22 protein-coding genes are annotated in these 22,679 nt (G+C 36.7%); 4 read left to right on the top strand and 18 right to left on the bottom strand.

Translation table 11 applies throughout. The features are described 5' to 3' along the window. Position 1 precedes the first annotated feature (1 nt). From BXO88_RS04090 to BXO88_RS04080, 3 genes are read left to right on the top strand one after another with little or no spacing between them, the layout of a single operon-like run. Complete coding sequence (locus BXO88_RS04090; protein ID WP_078036489.1) at positions 2 to 373, top strand: hypothetical protein; 372 nt, start codon at positions 2 to 4, stop codon at positions 371 to 373. 13 nt (positions 374 to 386) lie between these two features. Further along, positions 387 to 1,349 carry a hypothetical protein gene (locus BXO88_RS04085; protein ID WP_078036488.1) on the top strand — a complete coding sequence of 321 codons (963 nt, stop codon included), beginning with the start codon at positions 387 to 389 and terminating at the stop codon, positions 1,347 to 1,349. Between the two features lies 1 nt (position 1,350). Beyond that, the gene (locus tag BXO88_RS04080; RefSeq protein WP_242945149.1) at positions 1,351 to 2,292 is read left to right on the top strand and encodes a DUF6551 family protein; all 942 of its coding nucleotides are present in this window, start codon (positions 1,351 to 1,353) and stop codon (positions 2,290 to 2,292) included. Positions 2,293 to 2,377: 85 nt separating this feature from the next. On the opposite strand, the gene BXO88_RS04075 is transcribed toward BXO88_RS04080, so the two are convergent. The 7 genes from BXO88_RS04075 to BXO88_RS16450 all read right to left on the bottom strand — a co-directional run bounded on the left by BXO88_RS04075 (position 2,378) and on the right by BXO88_RS16450 (position 7,670). Further along, positions 2,378 to 3,196, bottom strand: coding sequence for a hypothetical protein (locus tag BXO88_RS04075; protein ID WP_078036487.1), 819 nt, complete (start codon positions 3,194 to 3,196; stop codon positions 2,378 to 2,380). 92 nt (positions 3,197 to 3,288) lie between these two features. After that, complete coding sequence (locus tag BXO88_RS04070) at positions 3,289 to 3,765, bottom strand: DUF6465 family protein (protein WP_078036486.1); 477 nt, start codon at positions 3,763 to 3,765, stop codon at positions 3,289 to 3,291. A 123-nt stretch (positions 3,766 to 3,888) separates the two neighbouring features. Continuing rightward, complete coding sequence (locus BXO88_RS04065) at positions 3,889 to 4,299, bottom strand: SMI1/KNR4 family protein (RefSeq protein WP_078036485.1); 411 nt, start codon at positions 4,297 to 4,299, stop codon at positions 3,889 to 3,891. Continuing rightward, on the bottom strand, positions 4,299 to 6,239 hold the full coding sequence (locus BXO88_RS16695) for an HNH endonuclease (protein WP_206099960.1): 1,941 nt from the start codon (positions 6,237 to 6,239) through the stop codon (positions 4,299 to 4,301). The genes BXO88_RS04065 and BXO88_RS16695 overlap by 1 nt, the downstream gene beginning before the upstream one ends. Before the next feature lie 93 nt (positions 6,240 to 6,332). After that, complete coding sequence (locus BXO88_RS04055; protein ID WP_078036484.1) at positions 6,333 to 6,992, bottom strand: 3'-5' exonuclease; 660 nt, start codon at positions 6,990 to 6,992, stop codon at positions 6,333 to 6,335. A 332-nt stretch (positions 6,993 to 7,324) separates the two neighbouring features. After that, on the bottom strand, positions 7,325 to 7,483 hold the full coding sequence (locus BXO88_RS16455) for a hypothetical protein (RefSeq protein ID WP_168171611.1): 159 nt from the start codon (positions 7,481 to 7,483) through the stop codon (positions 7,325 to 7,327). A 16-nt stretch (positions 7,484 to 7,499) separates the two neighbouring features. Further along, positions 7,500 to 7,670, bottom strand: coding sequence for a hypothetical protein (locus BXO88_RS16450; RefSeq protein WP_168171610.1), 171 nt, complete (start codon positions 7,668 to 7,670; stop codon positions 7,500 to 7,502). 188 nt (positions 7,671 to 7,858) lie between these two features. Here BXO88_RS16450 and BXO88_RS04050 point away from each other — a divergent pair, with 188 nt between their 5' ends. Next, complete coding sequence (locus BXO88_RS04050; RefSeq protein WP_078036483.1) at positions 7,859 to 8,329, top strand: helix-turn-helix domain-containing protein; 471 nt, start codon at positions 7,859 to 7,861, stop codon at positions 8,327 to 8,329. 194 nt (positions 8,330 to 8,523) lie between these two features. On the opposite strand, the gene BXO88_RS04045 is transcribed toward BXO88_RS04050, so the two are convergent. The 11 genes from BXO88_RS04045 to dcm all read right to left on the bottom strand — a co-directional run bounded on the left by BXO88_RS04045 (position 8,524) and on the right by dcm (position 22,595). Continuing rightward, a complete protein-coding gene (locus BXO88_RS04045) occupies positions 8,524 to 10,980 on the bottom strand; it encodes a DEAD/DEAH box helicase (protein WP_078036482.1) in 2,457 nt (818 codons plus the stop codon). A gap of 46 nt (positions 10,981 to 11,026) precedes the next feature. Further along, on the bottom strand, positions 11,027 to 12,352 hold the full coding sequence (locus tag BXO88_RS04040) for a radical SAM/SPASM domain-containing protein (protein WP_078036481.1): 1,326 nt from the start codon (positions 12,350 to 12,352) through the stop codon (positions 11,027 to 11,029). 261 nt (positions 12,353 to 12,613) lie between these two features. After that, the gene (locus BXO88_RS04035) at positions 12,614 to 13,570 is read right to left on the bottom strand and encodes a M42 family metallopeptidase (protein ID WP_078036480.1); all 957 of its coding nucleotides are present in this window, start codon (positions 13,568 to 13,570) and stop codon (positions 12,614 to 12,616) included. A gap of 312 nt (positions 13,571 to 13,882) precedes the next feature. Beyond that, entirely contained in the window at positions 13,883 to 14,008 is a 126-nt protein-coding gene (locus tag BXO88_RS16940; RefSeq protein WP_256363639.1) for a hypothetical protein, read from the bottom strand. A 51-nt stretch (positions 14,009 to 14,059) separates the two neighbouring features. Next, the gene (locus tag BXO88_RS04030; protein ID WP_139355502.1) at positions 14,060 to 15,928 is read right to left on the bottom strand and encodes a tetratricopeptide repeat protein; all 1,869 of its coding nucleotides are present in this window, start codon (positions 15,926 to 15,928) and stop codon (positions 14,060 to 14,062) included. A 155-nt stretch (positions 15,929 to 16,083) separates the two neighbouring features. Continuing rightward, positions 16,084 to 16,623, bottom strand: a complete 540-nt coding sequence (locus tag BXO88_RS16800; RefSeq protein ID WP_242945148.1) for a DUF4298 domain-containing protein — start codon at positions 16,621 to 16,623, stop codon at positions 16,084 to 16,086. Continuing rightward, positions 16,616 to 16,936, bottom strand: a complete 321-nt coding sequence (locus BXO88_RS04020; protein ID WP_078036478.1) for a hypothetical protein — start codon at positions 16,934 to 16,936, stop codon at positions 16,616 to 16,618. The genes BXO88_RS16800 and BXO88_RS04020 overlap by 8 nt, the downstream gene beginning before the upstream one ends. A 241-nt stretch (positions 16,937 to 17,177) precedes the next feature. Further along, positions 17,178 to 18,503, bottom strand: coding sequence for an McrC family protein (locus BXO88_RS04015; RefSeq protein WP_078036477.1), 1,326 nt, complete (start codon positions 18,501 to 18,503; stop codon positions 17,178 to 17,180). A 1-nt stretch (position 18,504) separates the two neighbouring features. Next, a complete protein-coding gene (locus BXO88_RS04010) occupies positions 18,505 to 20,043 on the bottom strand; it encodes an AAA family ATPase (RefSeq protein ID WP_242945147.1) in 1,539 nt (512 codons plus the stop codon). Between the two features lie 25 nt (positions 20,044 to 20,068). Beyond that, a complete protein-coding gene (locus BXO88_RS04005; protein ID WP_078036476.1) occupies positions 20,069 to 21,259 on the bottom strand; it encodes a hypothetical protein in 1,191 nt (396 codons plus the stop codon). A 115-nt stretch (positions 21,260 to 21,374) separates the two neighbouring features. Continuing rightward, the gene (dcm, locus tag BXO88_RS04000) at positions 21,375 to 22,595 is read right to left on the bottom strand and encodes a DNA (cytosine-5-)-methyltransferase (protein ID WP_078036475.1); all 1,221 of its coding nucleotides are present in this window, start codon (positions 22,593 to 22,595) and stop codon (positions 21,375 to 21,377) included. Positions 22,596 to 22,679 lie beyond the last annotated feature (84 nt).

Genomic DNA, 22,679 nt, shown 5'->3' with positions numbered 1-22,679 from the left:
TATGAGAGAACATACTAAGCAGCCAGTTTCAATCACTATAGACATAAAGAAAAGACGTTTACGAATATTCAAATCGACTCTCCATAATCTGGGAGACCCACCTTATATCCAGCTACTGATCAATCCTGATTGTCTTGTGGTAGCTATAAAGTCAATCTCCCACTCTTTCAAAGGTGATCAGACTCATAAAGTTTCCAAACGCACACTTCACTCGGATAATTGTGTGGAGATATGCAGCAAATCCTTTATTGAAAAGCTTATTGAAATCTCACCGAATCTTGACAGAAGCTTTAATTATCGTATGAATGGTGAAATAGTTCCGGATGAAAAATTAGCTGTTTTCTCACTGAAAGGACTGACCAGAATAGAATAAAGAAGGAGTCAAAATGTACCAGGGCGCCGAATTAAAAATAGATGATGAATTCAAAAACCTAATACGTCCATTATTTAGACAGGAATACCTCCAGTTAGAAGCAAATCTTCTTTCGGACGGCTGCAGGACTCCTATTTCAATATGGAACGGCGTAATCATTGATGGCCACAACAGATATGAGATATGTACACGCCATGGAATCCCCTTTGAAGTAGAAGAACTAAATTTCTTATGTCGTGAAGAAGCCATCGCCTGGATCTGTGCAAATCAGCTTGGAAGAAGAAATCTCACAGAAGAAACCAGGAAATATCTGATAGGTATCCAGTATGAGTCTGAAAAAATAGTAAATTCAAAGAAAAATCCCTTCGGATTCAATCAGTATAAAAAACCTATAGAACCTAGACTACATGATGATCCTAATGATAACGGCATAATAAACTTCCCAACAAGATACCGTAAGACTGCATTAAAAATTGCAAGAGAAAATAATATCTCTCACGGAACCGTAGAGAAATACGCAAGCTATGCAAAAGCTCTGGAGGCGATTGGGAAAAAAGAGCCTGGTCTTCTCCCTAAGATTCTTTCCGGACAATACAAGATTTCTCATAATGCTGTTATTGAATTATCAAAAATGGATAATGAAGAGATAAAAAAGTTAAGTCAGAGGTTAGAACGTAATTCCCAACCCTTTGCACAATACCAAACTGTCAGAAAAGAAATCAAGAATATGACATCCGTGAAAAAGCCAGATAAAGCACATATCACTTCTGTAAAAGATATGCCAAAATATGATCCTGATGCGGAAATCACAGGCCTAACGTTAACAATCCCGTCTTGGAAAAGTTCAATAACAAGAGTAAAGGAAGAATCTGATCTAAATGCCATTTCATCAAATGCACGAAAAAAACTTCAAGAAGCGCTAATTGATCTCAACTGGACTGTGCAGGATATGCTAAACACAATAGCGGAGGAATGACATGGAAGATTACAGCAAGTTTGTCCCAAACGTACATTTTGAACAAATTCCAATAAAAAATCTTGTTTCTAATCAAGAATATCAAAGAAATCTTTCACGGGCCCATATAGCAAGAGCAGCTGAAAATTTTGATCTATATCAAATCAATCCAGTGAAAGTAAGCCGACGAGATGGTGTAAACTATGTCTTTAATGGTCAACATACAATTGAAATCATTGCTCTTGTATCCGGAACAAGAGATACACCTGTATGGTGTATGATCTATGATGATTTAAGCTATCAGCATGAAGCAGACATCTTCGCAAACCAAATGAAATATGTTAAACCTTTAAATCCCTATGAAGTTTTCGTGGCAAATCTCGAAGCAGAAAGCGATGTTCAATTGATAATTAACCAATTAGTAGAGTCTTATGGAATGTCCATAGGTAGCACCCCTATACCAGGAGTGATATGCGCTGTATCAACTCTTGAATATATATACACAAAGTACGGATATCATGTTCTTGATCATGTACTTAAACTTTGCATTGGTACCTGGGAAGGTGAAAAGAACTCTTTCTCTGCCAATATGTTAAGGGCCGTAGCAAAACTTGTCGTTACCTACGGACCCCTTCTTAAAGATGAATTGTTCAAAGAAAAGCTAGGAATGATTTCCGTAAAACAGCTTGCACGGACAGCAAGGGAACGAAGACCTGGTTCATTGGGACTTGCTGAAGCTCTTGTACTAGAATACAACGGTAAAAAGAAAGGCAATACCAACAAGCTTCAAATCAAAATGCTCTATGAAAAAGAGACCAACTTTTATTTAGATGATGAGCCTCCTCAGAATGATATGTCATCATCACAGGATAATGAACCTTCTATAGATGATGAATATCCCCATGATACAGAATCATTGTCTGACTGTGAAAGGTCAGATTACGTCTCATTTGAGGAAGCATAATTATTCATAATAATAGTAGCAGAGGTTTGTACTATGTTTTAGGACAAACCTCTGCTCTAATAAATCAGCAGAACTAATTCAGGTTTTAATTTGCACTACCAATAGAATCAGCTCCACCGATACCTCCAGAAAAATCATTATTCATTTTCTCAATGAACCTCCGGTTCTGCTCTTCATTTGCTATCCTGTTCGCATCTTTTGTGCCAAGCAGAAAGAGCGGCGGCTTCACACCGATATCCGTAAAAATCTCGCAGGTATACTGATAACCATACCCGGCATTTTGTCCTACCATAGATTTAAGATAGCCAATGCCCTTAACAAATCCATCTTTCCAGAAAAAGTTGTAATCATCATCCCAGAAGATCAGATTGTCATCTTCACTGTCCTTCAAAAGCATCGCAGAAGCATAATACATCTTCCGGGAATAATCATTGGCCTCCTTAACCTTAAGACCATACTTTTCTTTAAGTGCAACTTTGGCAGCCTCAACTTTTTCCTTGAGCGGTTCACGCTTCTTCCTGCCTTCCGCAGTTCTGGCTCTGTCTGCCATTATCAAACACATACAATAGAGAATTCTCTCTTCAAAAACATCAAAAGTATAGAATTCCTTCCGGTCCTGCATCTTCTCTCGCATGCGCCTTATTTTAGCGAAAGTGAATTCATAACCTGCCTGCTCATCTGCTTTATGTATGCTCCGGCACAATGCTTTCGGCTTCACATACTGACTTAAACCGGAAAAGAATCCGCCGGCAAAAGAGTATTGAAAAAAGAGATCGTACCTCCCGATATCATCAAGATACTCGTCAAGACAATCTATGATAGTCTGCGATATGGCGCTGCTAAGATATACGTATAATTCATTCTTGTCAGCATCATCGGCATTAAGGATAGTCAATCGAAACATTTAAGGCTCCCCTATCAATTATAAAAGCCGAAGGACAGACCTATGCCATCCTCCGGTAAATGTAAATTTCTTCTGCTCGTTAGATCAACGATTTATAATTCAATTTTGAAATCAGGATTACTGAATCCGTCAATCGTGAAGTAAGCACATGACTCATTTGGTTTGATAAAAAGCTCAATATCATGAGCAACAATGTACGGATGTGTGCTGATATATGACTTTACTCTGTCGTAAAGATCCTTCTCAGAGAATTTCTTATCATTGAACTCGATAGTGATTGACTTGAAGTTCAAATCAGGAACTGTAGCAGTTTTCTTTGCAGGTGTTGACTTTGCAGACTTCTCAGATGTATTCTTCTTATCGGATTTCTTTGCAGAAGTCTTCGTAGTTGCTTTCTTTACAGGCTTCTTTTCAGTAGCCTTTGAACTAGACTTCATGACTGTTGATGCTTTAGTTGCGGTTCCCTTCTTGCGACCTCTTGTGGACTTCTTTTCTGCAGGCATCTCTGGTGTTTCTACAAGCGTTGCTGTTTCAGGTGTCTTAACTTCTTTCTTTACTTCATCTGCCATGATTATTGGCCTCCCCTCAATTCTTTATTGTCTTAATTATAGGCAGTGAAACTTATTCTGAAAAGGGTCTCAAATATAAAAATCGAATCTACACCTTGTGATTTTATTTTTATAATAATCGTCCTATGCCTCTTCCTTCAATGAGCCTATAAATTGAGAAAATGTCTCGCATATTGAATGGAAAGCTTCAGTTTCATGTTCATATAAAACAACAGAATTTGTTTTTAAATCAAAGCAGAAGTAATCGCCGTTTCCAACACTTCCAAAGGGGAAATATCTGCCAGTTCCCTTATCAAAATCATGAAAGATATTGTAAATTCCAAATTTTGCTGATTTCAAAAGATTTATATTTCTAGAGTACGGAATTCTGCCTAGTCTTCCATCACTATAATATACCTTTTTTAACGCAGCACCATTTACATCTTTAATATACTCTTTATAGTCCTTAGGCAAACAAACATTTAAATCCTTTTCCAGTGTATCAATTTCAGCGTCCGTGACTTTTTCTTTTTTACTTATCCAGTTTAAATTCATTAGTTATACCCCACTCCCCATATTGACATACCGCCGGTATGTCCGGTTCCACTATGTACAGTGGCATCTACAAGCTGCATTAATCCTTCCTGCTGATTATGATGCCATATGTATCCTTCTGGAATAACTCCATCCATAAAATCCTGAACTTCATCATCACTAAAATGCTTTAATAATTCATTTTTTCCGTCAGGATCTTTAGCCATTTTCTGCATATAATCAGCTAAAAAATCCTTTTGGTCATCGAATGATTTTTTCCAATATTCCTTTGGAAGATTGACATCCTGGAATGAATCAAATACAGGAAACACTCCTTCTATATGTGTATCATCTGCTAAATCTATCTTATCCATGACAAAACGAACATTAGTTTTTGGATGAGTTTTATCTAACAGTGAGAAATTTTTTGTTGTTATAAAATCATATTGCTTTGCAATATCATTACTAACATCTTGAAGATTAGAAATATCCTTCACGGCATCAGACGCATCTTCAATCTTGTCAGTAGTCTTAGCAATATCAGTAACTATTTCTGCATTTTTATTGATATCATGTATCAAATCTATGGTATCTATTATATCATCAGTAGTATCCAGAAAATCAGAAGATTTTTTGATAGCCTTTACACCATCATATACGATATCAACATCATTAATAAATTTTGCAGCGTCGTGAATATCATCGGCATGTTTCAGGTATTTTATAGCGCCTATAACCGGCAAGATACCAACAGCATCTAAAACTAAACGTGCAGCGAAATAATCACCTTCTCCCCAATGTGACATATCATAGGCTAAATCTCTGATATCCAATGGTAAATCAACATTAGCTATCGATGCAGCTACATTGCCTCCGAGAGATAAAATGGTCTGTTGATTCTCCTCATCAAAATCACCAAGAACCATTTTCTTACCACTCTTAAGAACATATTTTGATGCTTCCTCAGCATTATATTTTGTAGCATAAAGAAAATCTGAATGCATTTTAACTTCATGCATTAAATCATCAAACTCACTACAGCTATAAATATCCATAGCATCATTAAGTTTAGATTCTGCTGTTGCATACTCCTTGTTTTCTAAAAGATCAATGATATTATAAGTTACATCCATGATGTAAACATATTGCATCGATGACAAGGCATTCTTAATTTCCTTGTTACTCGGATACATAGATGATCCTGCTGTCAAAGTCTCAAAAGCTAATCTATAATCGTGCTGGTCGTACGCATTAGTCGTTTTAGTAAGCACGTTGTATATAGGTAAATAATCCGTCAGTTCTTTATTTAATGTATTCTTATATTTCTCTATGTCGACATCGTGCAATTTCTTATTTGTAGTTTCTAGTAGTTTGATTGTATTCTTATAATCTTCTACTGTTTCAGGCGCATCAATGCTTTTTAAAAAACCATTTTTAGCAGTCTCATATTTAGTGTCCACTAATTCATGCAATGAAAAATCCCGGCTTATTCTTGCGAGAATAATCATTGCTTCAACGTAGCTATTGTTTTCAAGATACTTCTCAGCAAATTCAAATTCCTGTAAGCTTCTATCTTCAACTATAATATTACGCCTGATTATGTTTGCTTTTTTAGCCACTTCCAAATCAGAATCATTAGTAAACGGCATTAATCGTTCTATTGCAAGATCCCGGCTTATACTTTCATCACTCCATTGCTGAAACACCAAATCAATGTATAAAAAAGGATCAAAAACAGCTTTTCTCGGTTCTCTTCCTATATAAGGACTAATCTCTTCAACCTGAATATCCTGCCTGCCCTGGTATACATCATCATTAGTAAGCTCTGAAACCAGTGGTTTTTGAATCTGCATTTTTCTTGTTTCATAATGTTTTGATATAAGATCAAGTGTAAATAGTAAAGCCAGCATAAGTACTGCAGCTATTATAAATGGTTTGTATTTTTGCATTGATATAAACATGATAACGAAGACTCCCTTCTTCTTTTTAAAAAAATCCTTTTTTTACAAAGAAAAAATATTCTTGGCAATTGTTTCAAGAGCAAGTGTTTAATACTATGCCGTCGCCAACATGATTCCTTTCATTAAATCTCCAAGAGAAACCGATAAAGGTTTCTGTTCAGCTTCTCTAGCCCGATACTTTTCAATAAGTGTCATATAATTTTTTTGCACTTCCAGCTTAGCTATCATAAGAGCCGTGTTATAAGCATCATCCAGACCATTATGCATGTTGCCTTGAGTATCAACCTCAGCCAGAAGAAGCGCATCAGATAATTTAATCAGATGCTCTGCGCATAACCTTTTTCCAAGCTTCTGTTGATAGTCTACCCAGTTCCCAATGTCTAAAAGTGAGTCCCACTTAGAACTTTCCTGACATTTTGAACGGATTTCATTACGTATTTGAAAGAAATCCGTGGTACTCCATGAATAAAATACTGCATCATTGCCGCCTATCCATTCAAGCATATTGGTTAATGCATCTTCAATATCCGGCGCATCCTTTATAGATTTATCTGATATCCCGGTTAACTTAAATATGTAATTATCAATTCTCCCGTATCTTGGCTTAACATATGTTGAAAACATATCTACGATTTCATATGTCTCATCAAGCATTACCGCTCCAATTTGTATGATCTCATTCCTGCATGAATAACAAGACTTTCTCTGCTTGACTCCACACATTTCAACATCAATAACAATATTTGTTTTCATCTGTTAAACTCCTTTTTAGGTTAGAATTGACTAATATATTTTCTCTTAATATTCTTCACCCGTAATGTGATGAATAATTTTGATTATTATGGTTAGTTTCTTAATTATTCCGGTTACCTTAACCAGTAAAAGCCTCAGCGGATACTCATTTAGACTTTCCGCTGAGTGAAGGAAAATTGAAAGGAGTTTTCGACGGACTGATAATATAATTAAAGCTTGTCTCCTATCCGTTATAGTCTAAATGAGTATTATATTTTCAAAAATCGCTACTCTTCCAGAAGACAATCATTTAAAGAATAGCTTGTAATCACCAAAAGTTTGATATATTTGATTTAGTTAATTGCTTTAATAGTATTACCCTTCTGCATTGCAGCAACTCCAATTAATGTAATTATCAAGTCGTCAATAGGACAACCCGGTATTAAATCAATGGGTGACAATATGTAAATAAACAGAAACAATATAATCATTGCCTTAGCTACATTATTCATTGAAATTTTGAACCTCCTAAACATTAATATGACTGATATCTATAGAATCTTTTTTATTATCATTCCGATAATCTTCAACTCCAAACTTTGACTTATCAACAAGTCCTAAACTCTTTGACATTTCTTTATTTTTTTGCATTTCCTCCAGTAAAAGGATGGTTCTTATTCTATCTTTAACATCCATCATTTATCCTCCCCTTCATCCTACATTACTTTTTAATCTGTGTTGTTTTATGACATTATCATACTTAATTATGGTGATACGATATACATAAAATATCGTGAAATTAAGCTGCTGGATTCACTATTTTCGCGAAATTCCAACATTTTATGTTATAATTTTTTTGATGACTACACTTATGAGGGGATTTCAAGATGAGTAAAGCATCTACAAAAGAAAATAAAACTGAATATCAAAATGTTAGAGAATCTTTGGAAATGTCTAGGGCTGATGTTGATAATGCAACAAATGGTGCACTTTCATCTAGTCGTTTAGAAAAAATAGAGAATAATATTCAATCGCCTCGCCCGGAAGATGTTGTATTAATGGCTAAAGTGTACAACGAGCCCAGACTTTGTAATTATTATTGTGTTCATGAATGTGAAATAGGAAAAACAAATGTTCCTTCTGTCGATACAGTTCACGATCTTCCACAAATCACGATGAAACTGTTATCAAATCTAAATTCATTAAACAAAGATAAAGAACGTATTATCGATATTACCTCAGATGGCGAAATCTCAGAAGATGAACGTAATGATTTTGAAGTTTTCAGAAAGCATTTATCCGATATGTCTTTAGCCATAGAAGCTCTAAAAATTTGGGCTAATAAGCAATTATCGTAATTTGTAAGGGGCTACATTGCTCTAATGTAGCTCTAGGATGGATGCTCTTTTATTCTTACCAAACCAACAGTATTCGTCATCTTTCCCATCTTCCCAAATTAAACTTCACATCATTCTAATGATAATAAAAATTTGCCGGAAGAACACCTTTTATGTGTTCTCCCAGCATTTCACATAGCTTTTATTTGCTTCTTTTAATCAGCCATAAACAGATTTTGCATAATCTCAGCAGTCAACCCCATCGGGGTTTCATGGCCATTGAGCAAATCTTCGTATAAATCTGTTTTCTCCTTCTGTAATCGCTGTACCTTCTCCTCGATAGAATCCTCAACTATCATTCTGTAAATCATTACATTTTTCTTTTGTCCTATTCTATATATTCTATCCTCAGCCTGCTTTTCACTTGCCGGGTTCCACCACGGATCATAAATAATAACCGTATCCGCTGACACAAGATTTAATCCTGTACCGCCTGCCTTTAAGCTAATGAGAAAAATTCCGGTCTCACTTTCTTCAAATTCTTCAACTAGATCCATTCTGTTATTTGTTTTTCCGTCTAAATAGAAATAATTGTAATGCCTCTTTGCTACCTGCTTTTCAATCATTTGCAACATCTTCGTAAATCTGCTAAAAATTACAACCTTATGTCCCGAATCATACAAATTCTCTAAAATATCAAGTAGCTGATCAAATTTAGCGGACTTTCTGCATCCATCAGGATTATGGGTTTTGTCAAGCAACTGTGGATGACAGCATATTTGTTCCAGATACAAGAGTCCATTTAGCATTAAGCTGTTAGATTTTATTTCAAATCTATCATTCTTCTTGTTAATTTCATAACGGATGCTTTGTAGCATCTTGGTATACAAATCCCTCTGTTCTGAATCCATTGTACAATATAGAACCTGCTCCTGTTTAAGGGGCAAATCCTTAAGAACATCTTTCTTCATTCTACGCAGCAAAAACGGGGATGTGATTTTTCTTACAATTTCAACTCTCTGAGCATCTTCTACGTTTTTCAACTTATAAATATTTTTACAGAATACTTCCGGATTAATGAGCTGCATGAGTCCAAGATACTCCTGGATATTATTCTCAACTGGTGTACCTGTAAGAATGAATTTTGTCTTTGCACAAATCCTTTTTATGGCTCTATGGTTCTTTGACTTAGAATTTTTAATGTACTGTGCCTCATCGATAATGAGATTGTCAAATTCAACCTTTAATATCTCATCAATGTCATTCAGTGCAGTTCCATATGTTGTGATGACAACTTTATATTTTGCAATCCTTTCACTGTCTCTTCCGGATCCGTGATATACTAGAACCTCTGTATCTGGCGAAAATTTAGCAAACTCCTTTTCCCAGTTGATCAATAGCGTCTTGGGAACGACAATCAAATTCTTTGTCTTATTCATACTTGCATCCGATAAGTAAGATATAACCTGAAGTGTTTTTCCCAAACCCATATCATCGGCAAGGCAACCACCAAAACCATTTTGACGAAGTGACAGGAGCCAACGCACGCCTGTAACCTGATACTCTCTTAAAATTGATAACAATTTCTTATCTATACTCATCGCTGTATCAGAGTAATTAATTAAATTATCAATTCCAATAACGTTGCCACCGTTTGTATCAAAGGCTATCTCGACGGCATTAATAATACCTTTTTTCCCTATTCTTATGCCATCATCCACTTTATCTGCAGTTTTTATTGCTGTACCAAGTGAGCCGGGCAAAGCAAACACCTTGCCATTAAATTCAACCCAGTTGTCTTTTCGCTGCTTAAAATCAAACAAGTCAGCAACATTTACCTCTTGTCCGTCTATTTCAACAGTACCATTTACATCAAACCAATCGATGCCATATGATACCTGTATATTAGAGAAATCTCCCCTTGCTATTTGTGTTTTCTTATCAATATATACATTTATCCCATCAGACATAATATTTGCTATGTCTTTTGGAAAATCTTTTCCACAATAAATAAATCCGATATTCTTCGTATAGTTCCAATTGTTCCTCTTGACAATCGAAACTACTCTCTCCTCATATCCAAAGTCTCTATAATTTGAATCAGCGCCTACTATCCGCTCCTCGCTCTCATAATTAACAGAAAAATCATCATATTCAAAAACAAGCTCCAGCGGATGATCCTTGGTATTGATATTAACATATGCCTTTGAGCTAATTTGTCTTGCGACATCCTCATCCGCTTCATCCACACGCAAAAATAGTTCTGTTTTATTGTATGCAATCCCGGCATTTCCAACTGTAATGAAAGATTGTTCCTCAGAACCATTGATTTCAACAGTTTCTACCTGATTCATGGAAGTAGACTTATCTTTATAGAATAAGCAACCATATTTAGCAAACTGTGCCAGTTCTCTTAATCCTGAGTCCGATAGTATATGCTGGTATTTATTCACTTGCACATTTTTTGAGGAACTCAAATAGTTCCTTATAAGCTCTAGCTCTACAGAAGAAAGATTATCAATCTTCTCAATGCCATTTATATTGGCATTACGTAATGGTCCGGAATACTGTTTGTTCTTAAGATGCGGAATGGTACCATCATATGTCTCCAAGACAATTCTGCCCTTTTTCCTACTTTCAGATATATTAATATTCAATATCAGATCTGACATACAATGTATCCCTCCGGTTAAGCATTATCAATAATATATTTTCAATTTATTCAAAGAAAAACTCATTGCTCTTTATCATCTTATCGTAGATGATATCTTTGCCTTCGCATTCATATTTCCACTCGCCTTCATGCTGCCCCACCTGTCGTATTCCTTCATACTTCAAACGGCATCCGCCACCACAAATATAACGAACATCGCATTTTTTACAACAGGTAGTATTATCAACCGAGGTATCCTTCATAATCCTGTCTGATTCTTCGAACAACTCAGAAAAGTTCGTATCAAGAATATTGATTTTACTATCTAATTCGTGAACCCTATTACACCAGAACACACGACCGTCTGCCGCAATACTTACTCCTCCGAATCCACAGTTTCTTCTAAGAACATGATTCTCATAATTTAGAACAAACGTCTCGGTATAAAAATCAGGATACAGTCGTTCTACTAATGCCCTTAGTGTTCGTTTATAGTCTTTATTCTCTTCATTCGATATCTTTATTTCTCTTCCCGGTATGAGTTCCAAATTAAACTTAATAAATACTTTCGGATAATCATCCATCAGTTCGCGTGCCAGTGGTTCAAATTTTTCTGTAAATTCTGATAATCTATCATATAATGGAGTCACAGCTATTGATACCTTTGTCCCAGCCTCACAAAAATCCTTTACGCATTGTATTGCTTTATCAAACCCATCATATTGCCTTACTTGATAATAGGACTCCCTATCATATCCGTCTATACTGATCTGGATTTCATCAATGCTATCTCCCAGGTCACGGATTTTTCCTTTATCCCACAAAATACCGTTACTAAGAACAGTCACCTTGAGTCCTATATCATGAGCATGCCTAATAATGTTTTCATAGCCCTTGTAGACGGTCACTTCACCACCGGTAAATGTTACTCCTTCGCCACCATTCTTTTTAAAATCATCTAGAACACTTATCCACTGATCATTAGACAGTTCCCTGAACTCTATTTCCCCTGCAAACATATAGCAATGCCTGCATCGTTGATTACAATTATTGGTTAGGTAAATGTAAATGTTTCTATCAACATTTTCATTTATTATGGGATGCTCAAAATCTTTGGCTTCAAGCTGTGTTATTACACTTATAACCGATTCTTCATCAACCCTCTGGAGCGTCTGCTCTATGGAATTCCCTTCTCTCAACAATTGAAACGCTTTCATCTGATCCTCATCCTCGAGCACCAGCCATAAAATTCCCTCTGTATATATAGCAAGGTAAACGCCATTATACTTTTTTATTACAATCTCTTTCGGGAAATGATATACCTTTGTTATATCTATTTCAGCTTCTCTATCATTCTCGTCATATTCGCAAACATCCTGATCAGTGTTCATTAAAATCAATCCTCTCTTTTTCTAATAATGAAAGAAAGCGTGACACAATGCCACGCTCTCCCACAAGACCTTCTGTAAGAACAATCTTAATTTTGGTTCTTCTCACAATGCTTGAAGCAAAACATACTGCTTACTCTCGCAGCCTTTTTTACTTTCTTGTTCTTCCAGGTAATCTTGATTTTCTTCATGGATGTGCACCTCCAATATAAAAATTTTTTCTATAACAAAGCAACAAATGAGCTGCTTTTATAACCATAGTTTTCAAATACTTGAAAGCAGTGCTGGCAACAATTTACAGCATTCATTTACATCACCCATATGCATAATAGAATTTGCACTATGCATATAACTACACGGAATAGATATACCTAACTCTTCGCATCCATTATCTAGCTCATTGGAAATAATCAATTCACTTGTTCCGCCATCACTGACTTCTAGTTGATATTTTATATTATTCTCTATAGCAATACTCTCAGCAAATTTAACAGCACGTACAGTAGAGATTCCCATTCCGTCCGATATCTTGATACCAACCCCATCACCATGCTTAAGGCTATTTCTCTCTCCAATTCCAGAGGCGTCCACTGAAATGCATATGTCTGGCTGAATGTTACTTTTAAGTACACGCACACCCCTCATATTTGTCTCTTCCATTACAGAAAAACAGAAATATGTATCATTTTTCAAGATGCCGCAGTTAGAGATAGCTTCCATCAAGCAATAGCATGATACACGATTATCTAGTGCCTTACCTATAATTCGTTCTTTACTTTCCTGTAAAGATGAGCAAAAGGTAAATATATCTCCCGTTGCTACAGCTTTTGATAACTCACTATCACATATATCCAATACCAAGTTATCATAATTATAAGGCTTCATCTGCTCTCCGTCTTTGGCATAAATAACGCCGCTCACGCCACTATCGGATATGACTCTCTGCTGATGCGCATTCCATGTTTTTATATTTCCAAGACTTTTTAATGAATATTGTCCTTTTTCAATTTTAGATACTACTTGAAACCCGACCTCATCTACATGAGCCTGTATCAGCACCTTTTTGTTGCTATCCTGTCCCTTTACGAAAAAGATAAGATTCCCTACATTGTCAATGTATGCTTTACCATATGTTATCTTTTCTAATTTATGATAAAGATATTCAATAACCGGCTTCTCATAGCCAGATACAGCAGTCATTTCACAAAGTGTCTTTAGCAATTATGTCAACTCCCTTTGTTCACGCATAATCGATGTCTGATAATACACGCTTTCCTGCAGGAAGGTTCAAATTAGCATGTATATTTATTAAAAATTATAACATTTTGCCAATTTGTGTCAATGTTTGAACGCTTTATGCTTGCATCCAGCACAAATAATATAATTCATATCATCAGATAAAAGTCAATAAAATGGAGATCATTTTTTCCAAGAGCAGTGACTGTTTATCGCACTATAACGAGATTACGTTTAATTTGGTTACCTCCTACCCAAAGAGGTCTTCAATGAAATACAGAAGTGTATCCACCTAAATCACAACAATAAAGCCAGTGCTACTACAGGTATCCCAATCATAACAACGAGACACATAAGACATCCGCCTGCAGGAACCATTTTCCCTAACATCCACAGATCAAATAAATCATCATTATCATCCATAGCTCTGCTCCTATACCCACATTACTAAATTCACACAGGGTCATGATTTTATTAGCTTTTCCGAATCACCTTCTTATAACTCTCCACCGGCAACCCCAGCTCACTCTCATACTTATCATACACAACTTCAACCTTCACAATTTTCTCACCATCATATCCCATGACAATCACCGTATCATCCACCTTTACCGACTTGTCATCACACAAGTAGTCATAGCATCTGCCACTTTCTTCAAAGAGAACAGAAACGAAATGATAGATATCTCCAGACGGTTCCACTTTCTTCTTTACCGGAGCCGTAAATGTATAGTACTCTGTACAGATCTCCCCAACCAACTCATCATATAGATAAAAGCTTGTCGTTCCTTCGCTCCAGTCATACTCGAAACTATCAAATACGATCTGAGAATTATTCTTCATATCAGTATCGTTTTCGATTTCAGAATTATCCATTACATCAGCTTTATTCTTAATATCGGCACTATCCTTAACAAATGCTTCGTTTTTTATCTCAGCCCCATCCTTATAAATCTTATACCTGCTTTTGTTCGCCGTATTGATCCGCACCTCATCCTTCAGCTCACAGTAATCCGCCTTCGGAATCGTTATAAGCATCTTAGGCGCTACATCCTCATCCCTTCGCCTAAGCGGCATGGCATTAATCTCCAGAGCCCCATCACCAAATTTTTTCATCGTGAGTCTACACCTTCTATGATCAATAAGTGTCCATTTAGCCCATCCCGGATATTTAAATTCCTCCGTACGTCCCGTCTCAGTGTACTCCTTACGGGCCTCCTCCAAAGCCTTCTGAATGCCATTAAAAACAACCGTATCACCGTAACAGTCGTACTCAATTCTTTCACGAATAGCATAATCCGCCTGAAGATAATAAAAATACGCGGTTTCTATATCTTTCTGAACACCGATACCATCTCTGTAAACATTGCCCATACGAAGGGCTGCATCCGCGAACTTACAGTCATCGCCCTTCATAAATCTCTCGAGATTCTCTTTGTACACGCTCCAGTAAAGGCAATTCGCAGTATCTTCATCCTTAACAACTCCATAGCCATGAGCAAACATATCACCAAGCTTATAGGTGCTTTCATAAATTGAGAATGCATGGCCAATGCTGAAGTACCTGAACGCCTGCTCATACTCCGGAACACCTCCGTTGCATCTGCCGTAATAATAAATGTACCCCAGGGTATTGGCAGCTGAAGCATCACCCGTCATCTGATAGTATTCGAGGAATGAATCTCTCGCCTTGACCCAGTCGTTCGGATAAACATTGGTCCCGCAGTAATAGCAGTAACCTCTGCTCTGGATGGCTCGCGGATCTTTCAGTACATCGCAGCAATAATCAAGACATTCCTTGAACAGCTTCTGCGTGTCCTCGGACTGTTTATCGATATCACTTTCATCATACTCATACGCAACCTTAAGCTTGATATAATCCGAATACTCTCTGCCTCCCGACTCTACCCAGGGTTTCAGAATATCTTTTAAAATCTCAAAGATTTCTCCTCGCACCTCCGATGGATCGTAATCGCTCATTTCCCAGCGAAGATCGTCCATTTCATTATAAACACAGTAAAGAATGTCATTCTCTGTAACCGCATCCTGAATTCTGCCGCCCATGTCAGAAGGAAAATGCACAACCTTTTGTAACTTCATGACGGTATTAATCCAACGATAAATGTCCTCCACCGTCTTACCATCATAATGCATTATTCCGGAATATATATCCTTGCAACTTATCCGGTATTCTTCTGAATCTTCATCAATATGACCGCCCAACAGATTGGTCCCGTTCGTGATTTCACTAAGGCTAATGTCTCCACGTACGAATGCCCCAAGCTGAGAGGTTTTTAAAGGCGGAAGCTCAACCGATTCCAATTCACGAGCTTTGAAAGTCAAGTCTTCAGGGCACAAGCATGAATTATCTTAGAAAGCAACTATAACATTACTCCCTTCCAGGCTGATCACTTCACCAATACGACCGGTTTTAACTACTTTTACAATAGATCCGATTTCAAGACGTTCCATAAAGGCCTCACTTTCCTATTGATTTCTTACTTTCCGATTCGATTCATAAGTTCCTTATTGCGCTCCAACATATTGTATATACCATCCTCGGACAATACGCCCCTTTTAAGCCTCGTTGGAAGTTTGCCTTCTTCATCCATGGCAAAGTCTTCCTTCCACTGCTGGCTGGTATAATATGCTTCAAGCTCCGCAATCTTGGCCTGGTACTCTTTATATTCCCCTATCTTTTTTTCAAGGGCATCCATCTTCTGCACAGCCGCATCAAGAATTGCTTCCATCTGATAAATACGCTGAGGAACACTTTCTGCCGCTAACCTATTCTTAAAACGATTCTTCATGGAATTATATTTCTTTTCCACTTCATATTCCGGCACCCAGATCTGCGCCTCATATATCTTATTCATGACAAGAGCAAAAGCTTCATCATTGGATATACCATTAGAAACCTGTTTCTTGTAGGCTTCGAACATCCAGTTTGCAATCTTATCTTTCTGCCGGTTCCTCAGGTCCTTGTAGGTTTTATTCATCTGAAGAAGCTTACCATTAACCATTTTGTGTTTACTCATTTTCATGCTCTTTCTCTATGTAGTCATGAATCTTATCCCTTATCTCCAAGTAAACCCACTCGGAATCGGTATTCATGCCAATGCCATCCTCTTCAGCAGCTGTTGTAAGGTCAGCGACCAGCTCACTACAGAGTCCTTTTACATCCTCTATATCGGAAAGCTTCTTTGCCTGTTCAAAACACAGTTCTGCACCATCCCTGAGATAATCTGCCCCCTTGTCATCATCACTTCCTGTATACTCCTGAGCCTTTAAATAAAATCCATTCCAGGAATTTTCAATTTCTTCAGCGCATATCCCTGCATCAGCTCTCATCAGAAACAAATCCAAATCGAAATGTCCGTTATCACTGTATTCAATAATAAGATCTATAAGCTCTGCTTTACTAAATGAATTCGTATCTCTCTTATATCTTCCATAATGATACCTTTAATATCACGAATTTCATTTTTTTAATTCATCAGATCTGTCAGACCTTCCTCTTTATATACAAAGAGAGATACACTCTCTTCCAATGTCATAGGTCCTACCTCACTGTAAGCATTTCCTTGTTTGACTATGTTTGTTGACATCTATTATTATTTTTTAATAGTTCACCTTTGATATCAGCCATACAATCCTCTTTAGAAATATCCACAAAATAGATTTTTACATTTACTCCATCATCACTTTCAAAAGTTATATCTAAATGATTTTTCATAGCTTCATTCATTGGATACAAAAGACATATTTCAGGTGTTTCATACTTCTTGGAATACGCATACATCTGATACATATCCGATTGAGATATTCCATAGTTTTTACGAGGATTGTCAATCAGTTTTTTCCATTTAGTATCAAGTATGATTCTGGAACCATCATCTCTAGTGATTACAATATCCGGTCTCAAAGCAAACTGTCTCGGTGAATCGAAGAGATAAAATCCCTTATCTTGGGCAGATAACTCCCAATTAAGATCTGCTATAGCATGTTTAAGTTGCTGGGTCACGTAAGATTCGAATACCTTTTCCATTGGAAATAATAAAGCTCTTGCATTTGTTCCTCCGGAAAAAGTTGTAAAACTCTTGTTAAGCAGGAATACTTTTGACCAGCTCATAAGCATCTCATAGTCTTTTGTATTACGATCAATCTTTACCTTTGAAAAATCCTTTAAGTAGTTTGTTGATGGAGTAACCATCTCAAATGCTGTAAGTAGCTGTCGGATTGTCTTTTGATTCTCTGCGCTTCCTGTTAGGTCTTGAAGTTTTAATATAGTGGCTTTAACAAGTTGGTTTTCTGGACGATTAACCTGATATTCATCATAACGTACGTAAAAGTGCTCTTCATGAGCAGCATTTCGTTTGATATGTTCGTTTACTACCAACTTTCCCTTATAAACGTTCAAGTTATCTTCATTAGCAATATAAGCCGACTTAATACCATGTTTCACTAGCGTTCTGACTTCCTGAAGATACATATTGATGAATATCTCATAAAGATTCATACGATTCATCTTCAGGTTTGCATCATTAAACACCTTACTAGGAAAGTCTTTCATGCTGCGAAGCATTCTAAGAAACACCCGCTTAGTCTCATCATTCTTAGTATCCGGATTATTTCCAAAATCAATCTTTGGCAGTACCTGGACTTGATACCCGTTTTGCATCTGTATCAAGCCAACGTAGTTATTTACAGAGATAATGTCTCCAACATTCCGGCGATATCCAACTGAGAGAAATTCCAAAGCATCAGCATGTTCTTCATCGCCAGTAAACGCATGAATAAATTGTTCCAGTTCTCTGAATATAGGTTCTGGAAGGTAAGCATATTCTGTTTTTTGATCATCATAATCAGGATTACAGGTAATCTTTTCGAATTCCCTTACCTCCAGTAATTTTTTCATATCACAAATCCTTGCCTATCAATTTATAACTCTGGAGCTTTTTGAAAGCTTCATGCTGTATTTCGTAGCTCTTTTCTGGTAGATCAATGTCCGGATTACCATTAAAGATGTCTCTTACCTTCACCGGATTATCCAAGATAAACTTATATTCGTTTTCCTTGTTATTATCTCCAAGAACAAGCTGAATCTTTTCATAGTCTTCATAGAAGTATTCCTGAAGTAGTGGAATAACTTTTTTAGAGAATATTTCTGCGAGCGTATCAATGGATGCATCATCAGCCAGCTTAGTAAAGAAAGCATGCCCGATGGTATGTTCACGATCAAATAAATACTCTATGCGCTTATTTATTATCTCTAACATCTTAGCGACATTCAGCTCTTCTTCATCTACTATAATAGTTCCTACTCCCAGGCTCTCCAATACTTGTGGGTTCGGCATCATCTCTGCAAAGGAAAAACGTCTACGAAGAGCTGTATCCATAAGGGCTATTGATCTGTCAGCCGTATTCATGGTACCGATAATGTAAACATTGTTAGGTACAGAGAATTTTTCTCCTGAATACGGTAGAATCGCTTCCATCTCTTCTAATGTTCCCTCACGCTTAGTATCTTCAATCAGTGTGATGAGTTCGCCAAATATCTTTGAAATATTTCCACGATTGATCTCGTCTATGATAAATACATAAGGTCTATTATCTCTTCTAAATTCAAGTTTAGGTGACGTTGTATATTTATTTAGTATTATTGAAACATTATTCACTCCAAAATAATCAAAATTTGAAATTGCTTTAATGGGCATCTGCTTTCTGTCAGGCGGAAGATAATTTACAATATTGATATCTGTATCGTGAGCAAGCCATATTACCTTTCTTTTCCGAGGGTATTTAGTATCAGAGGGATCATATTCATACTCTCCGGTAATTACACCAATAGCATCGATACTTTGTAATGTCTTTTTAATTAAAACTATGTCTCCGATTTTTACTGAATATATAAAATCATTAACGCTCTTCTTACTTATTGATTCCTTTGTATCTTCTTCACTGCATTCTTCACTAACATTAGTGAATCCAAGTCGAATTTCTTCGTTATCAAAACATTTCCGCTTCAGTTCTGTCATCCCAGTACTTTCAAGTGTAACACACCATATATGTGGATCTTTTCCTATAATGGCGGATTCATCCTGTTGAATCGAAAACTTTTTAGCCTTCTCACAGAATCTTTTGAATATCCCATCTTCAATTGTATATCCTATGCTATTAGTACTAGAATTTAATTTAGGCTTTATTCCTTCTATAAACTCCTCATACCCATATGACTGATGGAATGTTGTAAATTCAATTCTACCATCATCTCGAAGGGTATAATACCTATCCATTATATCTTCATATGGCATTTTCTGTAGCCATTCAATAGATTCCGAATCACATATAGCCACAGCATAAATAATAGAATTATATGTTTTTCCTGTTCCTGGTGGTCCATAAAGAATAATGTTCTTGTCAAATATATTCATTACATCTGTATTTTCATTAACCATGTTATTACTTCCTTCATACATGCAATTATATCAACTCATCACTTTCTATCTTCAGTAATTTTTGAAGCAGTTCACGATACGAAATAATCCTAAGATCACTCCACTGACAGCTTTTTACTGGATGACCTTCAAGAATATAATTTCTTTCTATTAGTGATTTTACTTGATCTTCAATATTATCTACCTTATCGAATCCAATGGTATAAGCCTCTATCATAGAATAATCACCACATGTATATACTTTGCTGACCCAATCAACATATTTCATTGTTTGCTCAACATGTTCTTTTTTTATAGTACCAGTCTTAAGCTCAATAATCAGATACTTTGATATTGCACCAGAAAACCCTTTAATATAGCGATACCCAAATAAGTCCATAGTTTCCTTATACTCACTCGGTTTAGCTGGAGATGCAGGATATTGTCTGCAAATACAATCCCAATGACCTCCAATATACTCAAAGTCTATTTTTCGAAGAAGATCCATTACTGCACCTTCGATATAATATTCAGAAGAGACTTTGCTTTCTGCATCCTTAATATAGTCAAAAACCGATAATCTATATTTGTTGTTTCCAAGAGTTTTCTTTAAAATTGCTTCATGAACTGATGTATCAAATGAAAAGATTTTATCTTCCTGTCCATTCAGAAACTGCTCATTCTTCCTGGCAATCATATTTTTTACTTCCTGACTCTCGGTGTCATCCAATTTAACGAATGACATCGCAGAAAAGAATCTCAGCGCTTTTATTTTCTCAGGTGAGAACATCAAAATCTCATCAGTGTCAACACCCTCTTTGAAAAAATAGGGACTTGGCTCAAACGTACAAATGAATTGATGATTCTCAGGATTTACCATTTCAACCAAATCTTCATTATCATCTTTAGAATGAACTCTATATCTACAGTCATCTCCTATATTCACCAGTTTCCCAATACCATAAATCTTTCGTTCTGTAAAAAAGAAAATATCATCTCCTGGTTTCATGCCAAGATAATCCGCTAAAGTCCCGATAAATGCAGGTCCTTTCTCAGATGTCTTGGCACTATAAGTTCCAGTGGCGATACACTGTTTTAATGCATACTCCTTAGCCAAGCGCTGTCCCTCTTTATTTGATGACGCTATATTTCCTTTATAAGCTTTTCCATTTTTTTTAGTACGATAAAACCGAGAAAGAAATTCATCTCCGCCAATTGTCATTACATAACCAGCCATAATCAACACCTATTTATTTTATTTGTCATAATTGTATATACTTATCATAATCATAATTATGTCTTTTTTAAAGAAAAAAAAGATGTTCACAACATCGTGAGCATCTTTTAATGAATTATTCATTTTCTATTATCTGATCTAGCTGATTGCCCATCTTCGTAATCATCGGAACAACCAGTGCATTTCCCATGCAGAAATATCTCATTCTCTCTGGCATACCTCCAAGTGCAGTCCAGTTATCATCGAATCCCTGTAATCTCTCCGCTTCAACCGGAGTTATCAACCTAAGTCTATGTGTTCCGGGGTCCTCAACCACATGAGAACTACGGTTTAGTGTGGATTCACTGGTGAGCATTGTACGCCCAGGTCTGTCCCATGGATCTGGGAAAGCGACAGGTCCTTCTGAAAAAATATACTCGTGGCCATTAGCTGAAGTTCTAGGAATCTTTTTTGCACCTTTCAGATATTCCCACTTTGAAAGGACATCTCCTGATAGGTAATAATGTTCATCAACATCACTCTGAAGCACTTTTCCAAGAAGAACAGCATCTTCCTCTTCCTCAGTAATTCTTGTTGTGAACACTTCTCCATTTCTCATGAACCCGGCATTCTCAAAACTGAACTTGAACTCATCCGATACTTTAACTATATCTTCATCTACCGATGTACTTGTGATTTCCCCTAAACTTTTAACTGGAAAAGCCTTTGCCATAAAACCGTCAGTCTCGATTATCTGCTCAGGGGTCTTATACTTCATTTCAGCAGAATACTTCGTTGTATCTTTATAAGCAAAGATAAATGTCCTTCTTCTCCTCTGTGCCGCTCCGTAAAGTGCTGCATTTACGACTCTCCATTCAACAGCATATCCAAGTTCATTCAAACAAGCTAATATGATACCGAAATCTCTCCCTCTTTGCTTTGCTGGTGATTTAAGTAATCTATCGACATTCTCAAAAATACAGAAGGAGGCTCCCTTAGCGATAAGTGTATCTCTTATCTGCCACCACAGGACACCTTTCTTTCCTTCGATTCCTCTTGATGAGGCAAGAGTATGAGCGACACTATAATCCTGACAAGGGAATCCACCAACGAGCAGATTGTGATCAGGTATTGTCTTCTTATCTACTGTCCCGATATCATTTCCTGTTGTCGATGTCTCTCCATTAAGGTCCTTCGAGTCTCCAAAATGGGCCACGTAACAATCATGTGCCCACTGTACCTTTTTCCCCGGTTCCCATTGTGAGAACCAAACTGTCTCCCATCCGGAATTAAGACGTTCCAGCCCTAATCTGAAACCTCCCACGCCGGCAAACAGCTCACAAACAGTTTTTTTCATTTTCAGCTCCTCCATATTGGCTTCTACCGTTCCATGACGATAGGGTTTTAAGGTTAAAAATAGAAGGAGTCTTACAATGGAGTT

The organism is Oribacterium sp. C9 (genome assembly GCF_002007235.1).
Classification (GTDB): domain Bacteria; phylum Bacillota; class Clostridia; order Lachnospirales; family Lachnospiraceae; genus Oribacterium.
This window is presented reverse-complemented; position numbering and strand designations above follow the sequence as displayed.

Coding starts and splice junctions, on each gene's coding strand:
- BXO88_RS04005 (WP_078036476.1), bottom strand. CDS start 21,259: ATGGCTGGTTATGTAATGACAATTGGCGGAGATGAATTTCTTTCTCGG.
- dcm (WP_078036475.1), bottom strand. CDS start 22,595: ATGAAAAAAACTGTTTGTGAGCTGTTTGCCGGCGTGGGAGGTTTCAGA.
- BXO88_RS04090 (WP_078036489.1), top strand. CDS start 2: ATGAGAGAACATACTAAGCAGCCAGTTTCAATCACTATAGACATAAAG.
- BXO88_RS16455 (WP_168171611.1), bottom strand. CDS start 7,483: ATGAATAATGTAGCTAAGGCAATGATTATATTGTTTCTGTTTATTTAC.
- BXO88_RS04040 (WP_078036481.1), bottom strand. CDS start 12,352: ATGAACACTGATCAGGATGTTTGCGAATATGACGAGAATGATAGAGAA.
- BXO88_RS04070 (WP_078036486.1), bottom strand. CDS start 3,765: ATGGCAGATGAAGTAAAGAAAGAAGTTAAGACACCTGAAACAGCAACG.
- BXO88_RS04045 (WP_078036482.1), bottom strand. CDS start 10,980: ATGTCAGATCTGATATTGAATATTAATATATCTGAAAGTAGGAAAAAG.
- BXO88_RS04075 (WP_078036487.1), bottom strand. CDS start 3,196: ATGTTTCGATTGACTATCCTTAATGCCGATGATGCTGACAAGAATGAA.
- BXO88_RS04015 (WP_078036477.1), bottom strand. CDS start 18,503: ATGAAAAAATTACTGGAGGTAAGGGAATTCGAAAAGATTACCTGTAAT.
- BXO88_RS16800 (WP_242945148.1), bottom strand. CDS start 16,623: ATGAGTAAACACAAAATGGTTAATGGTAAGCTTCTTCAGATGAATAAA.
- BXO88_RS04085 (WP_078036488.1), top strand. CDS start 387: ATGTACCAGGGCGCCGAATTAAAAATAGATGATGAATTCAAAAACCTA.
- BXO88_RS16940 (WP_256363639.1), bottom strand. CDS start 14,008: ATGGATGATAATGATGATTTATTTGATCTGTGGATGTTAGGGAAAATG.
- BXO88_RS04080 (WP_242945149.1), top strand. CDS start 1,351: ATGGAAGATTACAGCAAGTTTGTCCCAAACGTACATTTTGAACAAATT.
- BXO88_RS04065 (WP_078036485.1), bottom strand. CDS start 4,299: ATGAATTTAAACTGGATAAGTAAAAAAGAAAAAGTCACGGACGCTGAA.
- BXO88_RS04055 (WP_078036484.1), bottom strand. CDS start 6,992: ATGAAAACAAATATTGTTATTGATGTTGAAATGTGTGGAGTCAAGCAG.
- BXO88_RS16695 (WP_206099960.1), bottom strand. CDS start 6,239: ATGTTTATATCAATGCAAAAATACAAACCATTTATAATAGCTGCAGTA.
- BXO88_RS04050 (WP_078036483.1), top strand. CDS start 7,859: ATGAGTAAAGCATCTACAAAAGAAAATAAAACTGAATATCAAAATGTT.
- BXO88_RS04010 (WP_242945147.1), bottom strand. CDS start 20,043: ATGGTTAATGAAAATACAGATGTAATGAATATATTTGACAAGAACATT.
- BXO88_RS16450 (WP_168171610.1), bottom strand. CDS start 7,670: ATGATGGATGTTAAAGATAGAATAAGAACCATCCTTTTACTGGAGGAA.
- BXO88_RS04020 (WP_078036478.1), bottom strand. CDS start 16,936: ATGAGAGCTGATGCAGGGATATGCGCTGAAGAAATTGAAAATTCCTGG.